Source organism: Streptomyces liliiviolaceus, assembly GCF_018070025.1.
GTDB classification, from domain to species: Bacteria; Actinomycetota; Actinomycetes; order Streptomycetales; family Streptomycetaceae; genus Streptomyces; species Streptomyces liliiviolaceus.
Genome location: NZ_JAGPYQ010000001.1, coordinates 836,508 through 851,238 on the forward strand (window position 1 = coordinate 836,508; position 14,731 = coordinate 851,238).

The 14,731-nt window shown below is 70.0% G+C and carries 13 protein-coding genes; 6 read left to right on the top strand and 7 right to left on the bottom strand.

Annotated features, from left to right (window positions below):
* Positions 1–361 precede the first annotated feature (361 nt).
* A complete protein-coding gene (locus J8N05_RS03580; RefSeq protein WP_210881023.1) occupies positions 362–1,504 on the top strand; it encodes a C40 family peptidase in 1,143 nt (380 codons plus the stop codon).
* Between the two features lie 4 nt (positions 1,505–1,508).
* Positions 1,509–2,429 (top strand): hypothetical protein, encoded by a 921-nt coding sequence (locus J8N05_RS03585; protein ID WP_210881024.1) that lies wholly within the window; start codon positions 1,509–1,511, stop codon positions 2,427–2,429.
* A 498-nt stretch (positions 2,430–2,927) separates the two neighbouring features.
* On the opposite strand, the gene J8N05_RS03590 is transcribed toward J8N05_RS03585, so the two are convergent.
* Together J8N05_RS03590 and J8N05_RS03595 are read right to left on the bottom strand one after the other, a co-directional pair.
* The gene (locus J8N05_RS03590) at positions 2,928–3,494 is read right to left on the bottom strand and encodes a dihydrofolate reductase family protein (protein ID WP_210881025.1); all 567 of its coding nucleotides are present in this window, start codon (positions 3,492–3,494) and stop codon (positions 2,928–2,930) included.
* A gap of 100 nt (positions 3,495–3,594) precedes the next feature.
* Positions 3,595–4,164 carry a hypothetical protein gene (locus J8N05_RS03595; RefSeq protein ID WP_210881026.1) on the bottom strand — a complete coding sequence of 190 codons (570 nt, stop codon included), beginning with the start codon at positions 4,162–4,164 and terminating at the stop codon, positions 3,595–3,597.
* 351 nt (positions 4,165–4,515) lie between these two features.
* Here J8N05_RS03595 and J8N05_RS03600 point away from each other — a divergent pair, with 351 nt between their 5' ends.
* Complete coding sequence (locus J8N05_RS03600) at positions 4,516–4,941, top strand: pyridoxamine 5'-phosphate oxidase family protein (RefSeq protein WP_210881027.1); 426 nt, start codon at positions 4,516–4,518, stop codon at positions 4,939–4,941.
* Between the two features lie 27 nt (positions 4,942–4,968).
* Positions 4,969–5,733, top strand: a complete 765-nt coding sequence (locus J8N05_RS03605) for a pyridoxine/pyridoxamine 5'-phosphate oxidase (RefSeq protein WP_210881028.1) — start codon at positions 4,969–4,971, stop codon at positions 5,731–5,733.
* Between the two features lie 61 nt (positions 5,734–5,794).
* Here J8N05_RS03605 and J8N05_RS03610 read toward each other — a convergent pair whose 3' ends face one another.
* From J8N05_RS03610 to J8N05_RS03630, 5 genes are all read right to left on the bottom strand, one after another.
* Complete coding sequence (locus J8N05_RS03610; protein WP_210881029.1) at positions 5,795–6,415, bottom strand: GNAT family N-acetyltransferase; 621 nt, start codon at positions 6,413–6,415, stop codon at positions 5,795–5,797.
* Between the two features lie 125 nt (positions 6,416–6,540).
* Complete coding sequence (locus tag J8N05_RS03615; protein WP_210881030.1) at positions 6,541–6,999, bottom strand: Zn-ribbon domain-containing OB-fold protein; 459 nt, start codon at positions 6,997–6,999, stop codon at positions 6,541–6,543.
* The gene (locus J8N05_RS03620; RefSeq protein ID WP_210881031.1) at positions 6,999–7,448 is read right to left on the bottom strand and encodes a DoxX family protein; all 450 of its coding nucleotides are present in this window, start codon (positions 7,446–7,448) and stop codon (positions 6,999–7,001) included. Before J8N05_RS03620 ends, J8N05_RS03615 begins: the two co-directional genes overlap by 1 nt.
* Before the next feature lie 130 nt (positions 7,449–7,578).
* Positions 7,579–8,982: an ATP-binding protein gene (locus J8N05_RS03625; RefSeq protein ID WP_407699963.1), complete on the bottom strand. Its 1,404-nt coding sequence runs from the start codon at positions 8,980–8,982 to the stop codon at positions 7,579–7,581.
* A gap of 199 nt (positions 8,983–9,181) precedes the next feature.
* On the bottom strand, positions 9,182–9,397 hold the full coding sequence (locus J8N05_RS03630) for a hypothetical protein (RefSeq protein ID WP_210881033.1): 216 nt from the start codon (positions 9,395–9,397) through the stop codon (positions 9,182–9,184).
* Positions 9,398–9,558: 161 nt separating this feature from the next.
* Here J8N05_RS03630 and pglX point away from each other — a divergent pair, with 161 nt between their 5' ends.
* Both pglX and J8N05_RS03640 read left to right on the top strand, forming a co-directional pair.
* The gene (gene pglX, locus J8N05_RS03635) at positions 9,559–13,143 is read left to right on the top strand and encodes a BREX-2 system adenine-specific DNA-methyltransferase PglX (protein WP_210881034.1); all 3,585 of its coding nucleotides are present in this window, start codon (positions 9,559–9,561) and stop codon (positions 13,141–13,143) included.
* 435 nt (positions 13,144–13,578) lie between these two features.
* Positions 13,579–14,727 (top strand): flavin-containing monooxygenase, encoded by a 1,149-nt coding sequence (locus J8N05_RS03640; protein ID WP_210890000.1) that lies wholly within the window; start codon positions 13,579–13,581, stop codon positions 14,725–14,727.
* Positions 14,728–14,731: the final 4 nt, after the last annotated feature.

The following is a 14,731-nucleotide window of genomic DNA, read 5'->3' on the forward strand; positions in this document are numbered from 1 at the left end:
CCAGGGGCGCGGGGAACTGCGCGAACGGCCCCCACCGGCCCGCACTCGGTAACCGGCCGGAGCCACCCCGCCCCTCAGGGGCGCGGGGAACTGCGCGATCAGCCCCCACCGGACCCGCAGACGAACATAACGGTCCAAACAACCCCACCACACACCAAGCAACCCGCACCCCCAAAGACGTACGGGAGTAGAAAAGTTGGCTGCGGGGAGATTGACACGCGTGGGGATACAGGGGCCATCCGTGCAAGGGACGGTAGTGTGTTCGAAGGTTGAACGACCCCCCGCAGACAACGCGGTGGCGACTCCGACACACAAGCAGTCCGTCCGAGCAGCCCGCACGCGACCTCTGAAAGTGGAGCTGATGAACGTGTCGACCGGCGGCAGACGGCTCCGCAGTCGCGCCACCATAGCCACCCTCACCCTCACCCTCACCATCGCCATCTCCCTCATATCCGGACCGAGTTACGCAGCCCCGGGCGAACCCGACCCCGGGAGCGACCAGTCCATCGAGGACATCCGCACCGAGCTGGACGGCCTCTACCGCACGGCGGAGGTGGCCACCGAGGCGTACAACACCGCGGACGAGAAGGCCAAGAAGCAGGAGAAGCGGCTCAAGTCGCTCCGCAAGGGCCTGACCCGCGCCGAGAACCGCGTGGACGACCTGCACGACCTCGGCGGCGCGGCAGCCCGGACGCAGTACCGCGGCGGCGACCTCGCCGCCACCGGCATCCAGTTGCTGCTGGGCGACCACCCCGAACAGGCCCTGAACGAGGCGTCCCAGGCCCGTCAGGCCATGCGGGGCCTGGCCAACGTCTCCGAGTCCCAGAAGACCGCCCGCGCGGAACTGAGCCGGCAGACCGACTCCGCCGAGAAGGAACTGCGGAAGCTGAAGAGCAGCCGCGCGGACAAGGCCGAGGCGAAGCAGAAGATCGAGGGGAAGATCGCCGAGGCCGAGCAGATCGAGGCGGGCCTCGAAAAGGACCAGACCCGCAAGCTGGCCGCGCTGGAGAAGCAGCGGAACGAGGAGGCCGAGTCCCAGTGGACGGCCTCGGGCGGCGGCGGCACCTCGACCGGGAACGGCGGCGGAACCGGCGGCGGAGGCGGCGGGGGCAATAACGGCGGTGGCTCGATCGGCGGCGGGACGACGGCCACCGGAGCAGCCGCGAAGGCCGTCGACTTCGCGATGGCCCAGATCGGCAAGCCGTACGGGTGGGGCGCCACGGGCCCGTCGGCGTACGACTGCTCGGGGCTCACGTCCGTGGCCTGGGCGCGCGCCGGCCACCCCATACCCCGTACGTCACAGGCGCAGTGGGCGGGGCTGACCCGCGTCAGCCTGGCGTCCGCGCGGCCCGGCGACCTGATCATCTACTTCAGCGACGCCACGCACGTGGGCATGTACATCGGGGGCGGGAAGATCGTCCACGCCCCCCGCCCAGGACGCACGATCACGATCGCCCCGGCCGCCTCCATGGCCATCCTCGGCGTCGTCCGACCGGGAGTATGAGCGGATGTCCCACTCGCTGACACCCCGTGACACGGGAAACCTGCCCGCGCTCGCCGCACGGCCGCTGATCCGCCTCGACGCCTACGTGGCCGAGGACGGATCGACCGTGGTCAACGGCCATCTGCTGCAGATGGGCGGCAACCACAAACCCAACGAGGCGATCCTCGACGCCATCGCCATGTTCGCCCGCACCCTGGGGGCCCCGGTGGCGGCCACCGTCATCGACCGCTCCGTGATGCAGGTGGCACGCCTGCGGGTGCATCCCGACGGGTCGAGCCGGACGATCGCCGACGAGGACGATCTGCCGCCGGGGCTCGAACGGACCGCCGCGGAGGAGGAGGCGTTCCCTCCGCTCGCCCGCGTCGAGCGGATCATCCAGCACGCGCAGCGGGAGGAACTGCATGCCGCGTTCGTGCTCGCCAGCGCGTTGCGGGAGCACCTCACGCTGCGCCGGGGGCCGGAGGACGATCTCTCGCTGGAGGCTCGGGCGATAGAGGCGTACCTCGCCCATCTGCGCGGCGACTACACGCTGTCCATCACGCTCGCGCTGACCGTCGCGCGCATCCGGTGCCGCGTCGACCTGAACCGGGCCGCGCCCGATGTGGCCCGGGCCACGGCGGCGTGGCAGCGGCTGAACGACGAGGGTCAAGTGGTCACGCGGGGGCAGGAGTTGCTCCACATGTGGGGGCGGTTGTCCGCGGAGGGGCTGTTGCTGGAGCCTGCGCACCAGGCGATGGCGCATACGGTCCGGACGCGGCTGGAGCATGGCGGGCGGGCGGTTCCGGCGGCCCCGGTCTCGGCGCCGGCCCTGCCGCCGGGTCAGGCGCCGGCCGCCCCGGACGCCCCCGAGGACAAGCCCCTCAAGCCCACGCGCAGGGGCCTGCGCCGCTTCACCCGCAAGGCGACCAGGACGCCGGCTCCTTAGGGGGCGCCCCGGCGGGGACGAGTACGCGGTTCGCCGACTGCGGCCCGGCGGGGGCCGTTCGCGCAGTTCCCCGCGCCCCTGAAGGGGCGGGCCTGCTCCCCTGACCTGGGTGAACACGCAGTCCACCGGGTGCAGGCCGGTGGGGGTTGCCCGCGCAGTTCCCCGCGCCCCTCAGGCGGCAGGGGCGCGGGCAACCTCCCACCGCCCCGCCCCTTAGGGGCGCGGGGAACTGCGCGGCCAGCCACGACGGACCCGCGGTCAAAAACCCGACCGACACCCCCACCCCCCTCAGGGGCGCGGGGAACTGCGCGGGCAACCACAACGAACCCGCAGTCAAAAACCCGGCCAACACCCCCACCCGCCCCCTCAGGGGCGCGAGGAACTGCGCGGGCAACCACCACGGACCCGCGGTCAAAAACCCGACCGACACCCCCACCCCCCCAGGGGCGCGGGGAACTGCGCGAACGGCCCCCACCGGTCCGCAGACGACAACCCGGCCTAAGCCACCCCACCCCCCGGCCCGTACACAAGATTCAGCACGCCCGTCCGGAACGTCTCCGACGAGATCAGCGTCAGCGGAATCGACGCATCCCCCTCCTCGAACAACCGCATCCCCTTCCGCACCGCGATCGGATGCACCAGCAGATGCAGTTCGTCCAACAGCCCCGCCCCCAACAGCTGCCGTACGACAGACACGGACCCGCTGAGCGCGATGTCCCCGCCCTCCTCGTTCTTGAGGGCGGTCACCACCTCGACAAGGTCCCCCTCCAACTGCTCGGAGTTGCGCCACTCGAACTGAAGCCGCGTCCTCGACACCACGATCTTGCGCACGTCACCGAGCTGCTTGGCGAACCCCGCGTCCTCGCCCCCGGCGGCCTCCCGCTCCGGCCACGCCCCGGCGAAGCTGTCATAGGTCTTGCGGCCGAACAGCATCGTGTCCGCCGAACCGAAGGTCGCCCCGACAGCCGCGCCCATCTCGTCGTTGAAGTAAGGGAAGTGCCACTGGTCGGGCGCCTCGACGACGCCGTCGAGCGAGATGAACAGTCCGGCGCTGATCTTCCTCATGATGTTCCTCCAGGGTCCGTAGGAGCCGGTCGGTGCAGATCCGCGTACCGGTCACTACTTGGACGGCAAGAGCCGGAAAAACTAATCGGCACCCAGCCCATCACGCCCCGGCCGCGAGGACCAGCGGAGAGCGGGAGACGGAAGCGACCGACACCAGGACGACCGGGACGACCGGGACCGGCGCGACAACCCCGCCCCCACGCCCACCCGCACCCGTAGCCACACCCGCACCCGCACCCGCCGCGAAGACGAACACCCGCAGCACCAGGAACCGCCCCACCCCCGCGAGCCCGGAAGCCGCGAGGTAGACGATCTGCTCGGTGAGCACCCCGGGCGACGACTGCACCAGGTGCAGGGCCAGTACGGCGAAGGAGGTCACCGCGTAGGCGGCCGTCGCCGACCCCGCCGACTGCCAATGCCGCCGCCACCCGGCCCGCTGACCGGTCCCGAAAGTGAACAGCGCGTGCAACTCGGTGCACAGAGCGGTCGACACGACAGTGATCACCGCGTTCGCCACCACCCACGGCATCGCCCCGGCCAGCAGCGCCACCGCACCGCTGGACAGCACCCCGACACCCCCACCGCACACCACGAACCGCACGAAGGAGACGAACGCCCCGGGAGCGGCCACACCCACCGTCTCCGGCTCCGCCGCGAGCTGCGCCTTCATGGGGGTTTTCCTTCCGGGGGAAGAGGCTGCGGCCCCTTCGATCAACTGGCTTCGACCGGGTTCAACAATGCCGTCGCCCGGCCGCCCCATCGAGACAGTCCGCACCCGGATCCATGGTGGTGCCAGCCCTACCCCCGGCCTGCGCCGCACCCCCGCCTCGCCTCGCACCCCGCCCCGCTCCGCGCGCCCGCTGCCGCTCCGGCGCGCCGACGCCGTGGCGCTCCCGGAATACACGGACGGGCGCACCACGCTGAAGGAGCTGAAGGCACCACCGAAGGCACCACCGAAGGAACCACCGACGGACCGCGGAAAGACATCCCAGGCACCCCGACGACCCTCCGGAGGAACCCCATGGCCCTGACCCGTGAAGAACGCGAGAAGTTCCTCGCCGAACCGCACATCGCCGCGCTCGCCGTGGACGCGGGGGCGGGCCGCGCCCCGCTGACCGTGCCGATCTGGTACCAGTACGAGCCCGGCGGCGACGTCTGGATCCTGACCGGGCTGAACTCCCGCAAGAACGAGCTGATCAGCGCCGCGGGCAGGTTCTCCCTGATGGTGGACCGGCTCGAACCCACCATCCGGTACGTGTCCGTCGAAGGGCCGGTCGTCGAATCGACCCCCGCGACCCGCGAGCGGCTCCACGAGATCTCGGCCCGCTATCTCCCGGCGGACAAGGTCGACGGGTACGTCGACTTCTCCTGGAAGGAGCACGGCGAGATGGTGGTCATCCGGATGCGCCCCGACCGGTGGCTGTCGTCCGACCTCGGTTCGGTCTGAGGGCGCCCACCGCGTGACAATCGGCGCATGAGTGCCGACAGCGCCGACGCCCCCACCCCGCCCACGACCGACTCACCCGGCTCACCACACTCCCCTGGCTCCCCCGCCCCCTCAGCCGCCTCCGATCCCTCGGCGCCCTCCGAGTTCGTACGGCTGCTGAGGGCTCAGCGGGTCTGGGACACCGAGCTGCCGGACTTCGCCCCGGCCGCGGCACCGGCCGGTCCGCTGCCGCTCTTCGAGCAGTGGTTCGCCGAGGCCGTGGCCGCCGGGCAGGTCGAGCCGCACACGATGTCGCTGGCCACGGCGGACGCCGAGGGCCTGCCCGACGTACGGACCGTGATGCTGCACGGCGCCGACCAGGAGGGCTGGCACTTCGCCTCGCACGCGGGCAGCCGCAAGGGTCGGCACCTGGCGGCCCGCCCGTACGCGGCGCTCGGCTTCTACTGGCCCGCGCAGGGCCGGCAGATCCGGGTACGCGGCCCGGTGACCGTCGCCCCGCCCGAGGTCGCGCGGGCCGACCTGCACGCCCGCTCGACCGGCGCGCTCGCCTCAGCCCTGGTGGGCAGACAGAGCGAAGTACTGCACTCGTACGAGGAGTTGGAGCGCGCCTCGGACGCGGCCTGGGACCGCGCCCGGCGCGAACCGGACGCCTCGGCGCCGTCGTGGACGGTGTACGTGCTGGCCCCGGACGAGGTGGAGTTCTTCCAGGGCGACGCGCGCCGCCGCCACGTACGCCTGACCTACCGCCGCCGCGAGGACGGCACCTGGCGCAAGGACCTGCTGTGGCCCTGACGGCCACCGCGGTCCGGGCGGTCCGCGCAGGCGGCTCAGGGCAATCAGGGCACGCAGGGCACTACGGCAGTACGGGCGCGGGCTCCAGATCCGTCGCGGGGTCCGTGGCCAGCCGGCCGTGCAGGTGGACGTCCCGGAAGGCGTCCAGGCGCCCCGACTCGAACATCGCGCCGCGCAGCGTCCCCTCGGCCGGGTACCCGCACCGCTCGGCGATCCGGCACGACGCCTCGTGACCGAGCGCGTGCCCCAGCTCCAGCCGGTGCAGGCCCAGTTCCTCGAAGGCCCACCGTGAGGCCAGGGCGAGGGCGCGCGTGGCCACCTGGCGGCCGCGCGCGTCGGGGAGCACCCAGTAGCCGACGCGGGCGACCCGTATGACGTGGTCGATGTCGTTGATCCCGACGTGCCCGAGCGGTACGCCACCGGTCGCGTCGGTGACGCAGAAGGAGGCGCCCACCCCCTCCTGGGCCGCCTTGACCCGCGCCGCCATCGACTCCTGCGCGTCGGCACGGCCCTCTATCGGCTTGAGCGGTGTGTTCCACCGCTGGAACTCGGGGTCGAGGTATCCCCGCAGCCACGCCTGGACATCCCCCTCGGTGTCCGGGTCCCAGGGGCGGAGCCGCAGTCCGTGGCCGCGGATCTCGGGATGGGGGAGGGAGCCGGAGGACTCGTACAAGTCGGTCATTGAGCCATTCAACAACGGCCCCGAGCCGGAACGGGACGAGGGTCGCCCCGAAGCCCCGGGAAGCCCCTGGAAGCCCCGAGAAGCCGCGGAAGCTCTGAAAAAGGAACTAAGGAAACTAAGAAAGCTCAGGAAGAGAAGCGGGGCCGGAACACCGGAACAGCGACGCCCTCCTCCACTCTCCCCTCCCCCTCCCCTTCCCCTTCCGCCCGGAAGGCCACCTCCAACGCCATCTCCACCCGCAGGTCGCCCTCCCCGCACTCCACCACCTCGGTCATCATCCGCGGCCCCTCTTCGAGGTCGACGACGGCGGCGACGTACGGGGTGCGGGCCCCGAAGGGCGGCAGGTCGTTGCGGTGGACGACGGACCAGGTGTAGAGCGTGGCCCGGCCGCTCGCCCGTTCCCAGGTCACGGCCTCGCTCCAGCAGTGCGGGCAGAACTCGCGCGGGTAGTGGTGGGCGCGCCCGCACGCGCCGCACCGGCGCAGCAGCAGGCGCCCGTCGGCGGCGGCGTCCCAGTAGGGCCGGGTGAAGGCGTCGATCTCCGGCAGGTCGTAGCGGGCCGGTACGCCGGAGCCGGCCGCCATCAGAAGAGTCCCAGCGCGCTGTCCAGCGACCACGTCTGCCAGGACATGCCGAACAGGGCCACGAGGGAGATGAGGGCCATCATCGCGTTCTGCCCCTGCTCGGCCCAGTCGTGGATCATCAGGACGAGGTAGAGGAGATTGAGCAGCAGACCGCCGACCAGGGCGATCGGGGTCAGGAAGCCCACGACGAGGCCGAGGCCCAGGGCGAGTTCCGCGTACACGACGACGTACGCCATCGTGCGCGGCCGGGGCGCGACGACCACGTCGAAGCCGCTGCGCACCGAGGTCCACCGGTGCTTCGCGGCGACGTCGGCCGCCCAGGCGATCCCGGTGCCCCGCTCGAACCAGCCCTTCTTGTCCTTGTGCCGCCAGCTCTCCAGCCACCACAGCCCGAGCCCGACCCGGAGCACGGCGACCCATTCCGCACCGGTGAGCCAGATGGTGTCCATGGCACCGCATCCCCTCCGCAGCCGCAGATCTGACGGTACGTCAGTTCAGTCGATGCGAAGGCACTCGCGCAAGACCGCGTGCGGAAACTTTCCGCCGACCACCCAGGCTCCATTCGCCGGCGAAGGTCCATCAGGTCAGGACTCCTTCGGGGACCGCCCTTCCGTACAACTCATCCAGTCCGACCAGCAGTACGCCCCCCTGCCTGGCTTCGACACGCAGCGCTTCACTGAAGCCGGCAGCACTGAAGCACGCCAGGCCGCAATGCCCGGTGTCCATCCCCCGCACGGCGAGCAGCTCTCTGGCCCGACGGAGGCGTTCCAGGTGACCGACTCCCATGACCGTGCCCCACTTCACCTCACCGAGCAGAGCAACCGACTGCGCACTGCCACCGGAGCCCGGCTCGACGACGGCCACGTCGATCTGAATCTGCCGACGTTCCTTCGGATCCGTCACCACGCCGCCGCCGACAGTTCCGAGAGAAGTACTGAGCAGGGATCTCCCCGGCCCCAGCACGTACTCACGGCACACCGTCTCGAAGTGCGGCCCCGCCACCTGAGCGGCGAAGCGCTCTGCGGACTGCGCCCACACCTCCTGGGCCTGGCCACTCTCCAACCGCGCCCAGGACGGCCGCATGACGGCCTCATAAAAGTTGATCAGCGGTTCGGTGATGCGGTACTGCGACTTGCCGGCCCGAAAGACATCTTCCTCTCGCGCGAGGAGATGGCTGTCCTCCAGCACATTGAGCGGATGGGAGATGTCGACGGACTTGCGTCCGATGTAGCCGGCGATACCGCCCCGCGTCGTGTTGCCCTGCGCCACAGCCGCCAGCACCGAGTGATACAGGGCGGTGTCACGGATGTCCGCCTCCTCGGCGAGCAGATACCGCGCCTCCCGGAAGAGAGGACTGAACGGCGAGAGGACGGTGCGGCAGAGCCAGTCGTCGAAGTCGGCCAAACTGCCGGGAACGTCGTCCGCAAGGAACTGCCGACGATACGCGGGGGTCCCTCCGACAACGGCGTGCAGCCTGGCGGCCAGTGCCGGATCGCCGCCGACATCCCAGAAGTCCGCCGCCGCCCGATACCCGAAAGGCCGTACGACGAGTTCGATTTGGGCACGGCCACGCAAGGGTGCCGTGCTGGCCAGCAGCCCACCCATGACCGACATGGCCGAGCCGCACAGGAGGAGCCTCATCCGACTCCCCTCCACCTGGAAGCGGTCGGTCTCCCGCTGGATGAGCGAGGGGAGCTCCGGCGCCACCTTCGCCAGGTACGGAAACTCGTCGATGACCACGAGAAGCGGCGCCTTCGGGTCGGCACCTCCCGGAGTGTCGCCCTTTCGGGGGGAGGCGAGCCCGAAGAGATACGAGATCGCGTCGTCCCACGTGGCGAAGGAGAAGGCCACCGGGGAACTGGCGTACTCGGCCAGGGCTGCGCTGAACTGGCGGAGGGACTCCGCCTCGGTCCCCGCCGTGGCGCCGAAGTAGAACCCTCCGTACTGCTCGACAAGCGCGCGCAGCAGGTAGGTCTTGCCCATCCGCCGTCTGCCGCTGAGGATCCCGAGCATGGCGTGCGGCAGGGGCCGGTCCACGAAGGCGGTGAGCGCGTTCCACTCATCCCCGCGATCAAAGACGCGTGACGGCTTGCCCGGCTTGGCCCGCTGCTGCAAGTGAACTCCCGAGACCAATTCGTAAGGGATACAGCACTAAGGAGTGTACCCCTTACAGAATGATGCGTCACGCGGCCACAAAGGCCCCGACCGCGAGGCCAAGCGTCGCCACCCCAAGGAAGGTCACACCACCCGCCGCGAGCGCCACCTTCACCCTCTCCCCGGCCGGGTCACCACTTGTCGCCAGCCAGAAAATACCAGCGGCGACACAACCAATCAGCAAAGCGCCAATTAGCACGAAACCCACCCATACCCACTTGAGCCTCCCACCATCACCATCCATGAGCCACCCACCCCCTTTCATCGAAGACAACCGGCCACCACGACCGCCCCATCGCCAGAAGAGTAGACCGCGATCACAACACTCTCCAAACTTTATGACACTCTCTCGTTGATAAAGTGGGGCTCGCACCACACGAAGACAATGGGAAGGGGCACACGCCCGTGGACAACGGCCTGCTGGGCGACCTGCTGGGGCTCACAGCCCGCATCGAGTCGGACCTGCGCACTCGCGTCCCCGCCGATCCGGCCGTCGAGAATCTGCGCGACGAGTACAAGACCGCCAGGCAGGCCGGGCTGACGTCAGGGACATGGGCAGGCTGGCTGGATGCCCGGCTCTCCCAGGTGGCGACCGCGTGGGTACTCGCGACCGTGATGATCCGGTTCTGCGAGGACAACGAGCTGCTCGACATCCCCTTCGCTGTTCATCCGGCCGACCTCACGGGCGAGGACTCCTACTCGGCCCGCACACACACGACGGCAGGCGACGTGCTGGTACACGCCGTCGACCGACTCCGCGCGCATCCCGCGATGGCCTCCGTGTTCGACGGCTCCGGGCATCCCTTCCGTCAGCTGCGCCCCAGCGACGAGGTCGGCAGGGAAGTGCTGTCCGTCTGGCGCCGCCGGAACCCGGACGGCACTCTCCGGCACGACTTCACCGACGCCTCACGCTCCACGGAGTTCCTCGCCGATCTCCACTCGGCGCTCAACGAGCGGGCACGGAAGTCGTACGGCCAAACCTCCACTCCTCGGTTCGTGGTCGACCTCATCCACGATCTGGTACTCGAACCGGCCCTCGCGGAATACGCGGCGGACCGGACATCGGGCACCGGGGGGCTGTCCGGATTCCGGGTCGTCGACCCCGCTTGCGGCTCGGGAGCGTTCCTCCTCGACGCGTACGAACGGCTCTTCCGGCGTTGGTCCGACACCCGGCCGGACATGAGCCCGTGGCAGCGTGCGGCACGGGCTCTACGATCGGTACACGGCTGCGACATCGACCCGGGCGCTGTGAACGTCACCCGGTTCCGTCTGTTGCTGGCCGCCATGAACAGCACTGGGGAGCGACGTCTCGACAAGGTTCCCGACCTGTCGCTGGTCGTCGCGACCGGTGACTCCCTTCTCTACGGCCGTACAACGCGTCCGAGTCGAACCACGAGTCCGGGTCTGCTGCGCTCCGAGTTCGACGAGTGCCAGGCCCACCCCTCGGAGGTCGACGAGTACGCCGCTCGGCACGGGTTTCTTCTCCCGGCGTCGTACCACGTGGTGACGACCAATCCGCCGTACATCACCGTCGCGGACAAGGCACTGTCCGCGACCTATCGCGACCTCTACGAGAGCTGCAGTGGCGCGTACACGCTGCCGGTTCCCTTCACGGAACTGGCCTTCGAACTCGCGCGGCGGGGCGAAGCGGGCGGCCGGGTCGGTCTTTTCACGTCCAACTCCTTCATGAAGCGTGAGTTCGGACGGAATCTCGTCGAGCACACTCTGGCCAGGGTGGAGATCACGCACGTCATCGACACGTCGGGGGCATACATCCCCGGTCACGGCACACCGACCGTCATCCTCGCGGGCCGCAACCATGTGGCCGATCCCGGTACGCCTGTCCATACGGTCGTGGGCCGCCGGAGTGAACCCTCGGCACCGGCGGTCCCCGAACAGGGACACGTCTGGCAGTCTCTGCGGGCCTTGGCATTCATGACCGGGGCGGTGAGCGAGTGGGCGGAGTCCTACGAGCAGGACCGCAAGCAGTTGAGCGTCTTCCCCTGGAGTCTCACGCCGTTGGCGGCCCGCGACGTGTTGCGCCGCATGGAGACCGGTGAGCGGCTCGGCGACCGGGTCGTGCGCATCGGATACGCCGCCAATACCGGAGCCGACGACCTTTTCTGCGCCACCGGCGGTACGTTCCGGCGCCAGGGCGCCGAGGAGTCTGCCACCGTCCCGGTGCTGACCGGTTCCGAGGTGCGGGACTGGTCGGCGTCCCCAGCACTCAAAGCGTTCTTCCCCCGTACGCCACAGCGCTTCGACCCCGTCATCGACCTGCACAGCCTTCCCGGACACCACCGACGCCTGTGGCCGTACCGAACCGTGTTGAAGGAGCGGAAGGGCGCGAAGAAGTCGTCCCCCTGGTACGACTGGCACCACATCGCGTCCACCGGCGACGCGCATCCGTGGTCCCTCGTCTTCCCCTGGGTGGCCACCCATCCCCACTTCAGCCTGCTCCGGGGTGCTGCCGTTCCCCTCAACTCGGCACCAGTGATCAAGCTGCCGAAGAGCACCTCGGCGGAGTCCCATCTCGGGCTGCTGGGCACCCTCAACAGCTCGGCCGTGAGTTTCTGGCTCAAGCAGATGAGCCAGAGCAAGGGACAGTCACGCGTGGACCAGCTACGTGGCTCCGAAGCTGGCGGTGACGCATGGGCGAAGATCTACGAGTTCACCTCGACCCGGCTTCTCGACCTGCCCCTTCCTGCCGAGTTCCCTGTCGCGGAGGCGGCCGAGCTGGACCGGCTCTCGGCCGAGTCGCAGCACGTCCTGCGGGAGATCGCAGCCCCTGACACCCGCGTCACCGCAGACTTCCTCGGCTCAGCCAAAGCCCGGTCCTCGTCACTCAGAGCACGGATGATCGCCCTTCAGGAAGAACTCGACTGGGAGGTGTACGCCCACTACAACCTGATCTCAGACGCCGGGGAACTGACCGGCCCGGTCGAGGACGTACCCGCCCTCGCCATCGGGGAACGAGCCTTCGAGATCGTGCTCGCCCGGCGCGCCGCGACGGGTGAGGTGCAGACGCAGTGGTTCACGCGTCACTCGGCCACGCCGCTGACCGACGTTCCTCAGCACTGGCCCCCGGCGTACCGAGATCTGGTACGACGCCGGGTGGACGCCATCCAGCGGAGTACCTCCCTGGGGCTGCTGGAGCAGCCGGAGTACAAGCGCCGCTGGGCGGTCGAACCCTGGGAAGCAAGGATCCATGCCGTGCTCCGGCAACGCCTGCTGGACCACTGCGAAGCGCCCCACCTGTGGTTCGAGATCTCCCCGACAGGACGTCAGCCCGTTCCGCGGACCGTCCGCCAACTGACCGAGCTGCTGGGCGGGAACGAGGACTTCACCAGGCTGGCAGGCCTCTACGCTCCCGCTGCCGGGGTGTCCGAAGTGCTGCTGGACCTGCTCACCGACGAACACGTACCCCAGGCAGCACCTCTTCGGTACAAGGCATCGGGCCTCGCCAAGCGTCGCGTCTGGGAAGAGACGTGGGAGGCACAACGTCGAGAGGACCGGCAGGAGATCGCCGACGACGTACACCACTCGACGCCGGCCCCACCGCGCTTCATGGCCGTGGACTTCATGAAACCCTCCTACTGGAGACACCGCGGCAAGTTCGACATCCCTGACGAGCGGTTCGTCTCGTTGGCGTCGTCCGCCTCGCCGCTTTCTCCCCTCACACCGATCGGCTGGGCGGGCTGGTCCGCCGACGAGCGAGCCTTGGCGGTGTGCCGCCTCCTTGCATCCGATTCCCACGCCCACGCACAGCGTCCGGCGTCGGCCGTGCCCTTGCTCAGGGCATTCGCGGATCTACTCCCGTGGACCGCTGCGGTCACTCGCGGCACCGCCCCGTCCCCGCCGCTGGAGGGCAGCGAATCCCTTCGTCACGCCTACGAGCAGCACCTCACCCGCCTGGGCCTCTCGGCCGAGGATGTGGACACGTGGCGCCCCCCAGCCCCGAAGCGGGGCAGGCCACGCAGAGGCGCATAGCCCTGGCATCGAAACAACACAAGGCCGCCGCCCGGGTCATCACGTGCATCGCCGTCTCCGCGTAATCCGAGGCACCTACGCCACCGGACCCACACACCCCTCCTACAGCCGTGATCAATTCGCAACCGATTCCGGGCTTGACCGAGACCCATCAAATGCCGACATGCATACGCTCGGCACATGGCCGACTCTCCCGACCCGACACCCCGGACACCCGAGACACCCGAAACGTCCGAGGCGTCCGCAGCACCCGCAGCACCCGCAGCACCCGCAGCGTCCGAAACACCCGCGGCGTCCGAGGCACTCGCGGCGTCCGAGGCACCCGAGCCGACCCCGTCGGCTTCGTCCACGTCGTCGGCTTCGTCCACGTCGTCGACGCCCTCGGCCTCGCCGGCACCGCCGACCGCGACGGCCGCGCCTCAGCAGGACCGGCCCGTGTACGTCATCGGGGGCGGACCGGGCGGCCTCGCGGCGGCGCACGCGTTGCGCGTCCAGGGCGTACGGGCTGTCGTGCTGGAGAAGTCCGACCGGGTCGGGGCCTCCTGGCGGCGGCACTACGACCGGCTGCGGCTGCACACCACGCGGCGGCTCTCCGCGATGCCGGGCCTGCCGATGCCCCGTTCGTTCGGGCGGTGGGTGTCGCGCGACAACGTGGTGCGCTATCTGGAGAAGTACGCCGAGCACCACGAGTTGGAGATCGTCACCGGCGTCGAGGTCTCCCGCGTGGAGCGCTCCGCCGACGGCACCGGCTGGCTGTTGCACGCCACCGGCGGACGTGAGCTGACCGGCAGCGCGGTGGTCGTCGCCACCGGCTTCAATCACACGCCGCACGTGCCCGACTGGCCTGGCCGCGACGGGTACACGGGCGAGTTCCTGCACGCAGGCGAGTACCGCAACCCCGCACCCTTCGCCGGACAGGACGTCCTCGTGGTCGGTGTGGGCAACACCGGCGCCGAGATCGCCGTCGACCTCGTCGAGGGCGGCGCGTCGCGCGTACGCCTCGCCGTGCGGACCGCGCCGCACATCGTGCGCCGGTCGACGGCCGGGTGGGCGGCCCAGTACACCGGGATACTCTGCCGGCGGCTGCCGGTCGCGCTGGTGGACCGGCTGGCCGGGCCGATCGCCAAGCTCAGCATTCCGGACCTCGCCGCCCAGGGGCTGCCGCGGCCCGACACCGGGCTGTACTCACGGGTGAAGGAGGGGTCCATCCCCGTGCAGGACGTCGGCCTCATCGACGCGGTCCGCAAGGGCCGGGTCGAGGTCGTGGCGGCGGTCGAGGGCTTCGAGGACGGCAAGGTCGTCCTCGCGAACGGCGACCGCGTCGGCCCGGACGCCGTGATCGCCGCGACCGGCTACCGGCGGGCCCTGGAGAACGTCGTCGGCCACCTCGACGTGCTCGACGGCCGCGGCCGCCCGGTCGCGCACGGCGCCCGCACCCCGAAGAACGCCCCCGGCCTGTACTTCACCGGCTTCACGAACCCCATCAGCGGCATGTTCCGCGAACTGGCCCTGGACGCCGAGAAGATAGCGAAGGCGATCGCACGAGACGCCGACCGCAGGAACCCGTCCCGCCTCCCCCGCTGACACC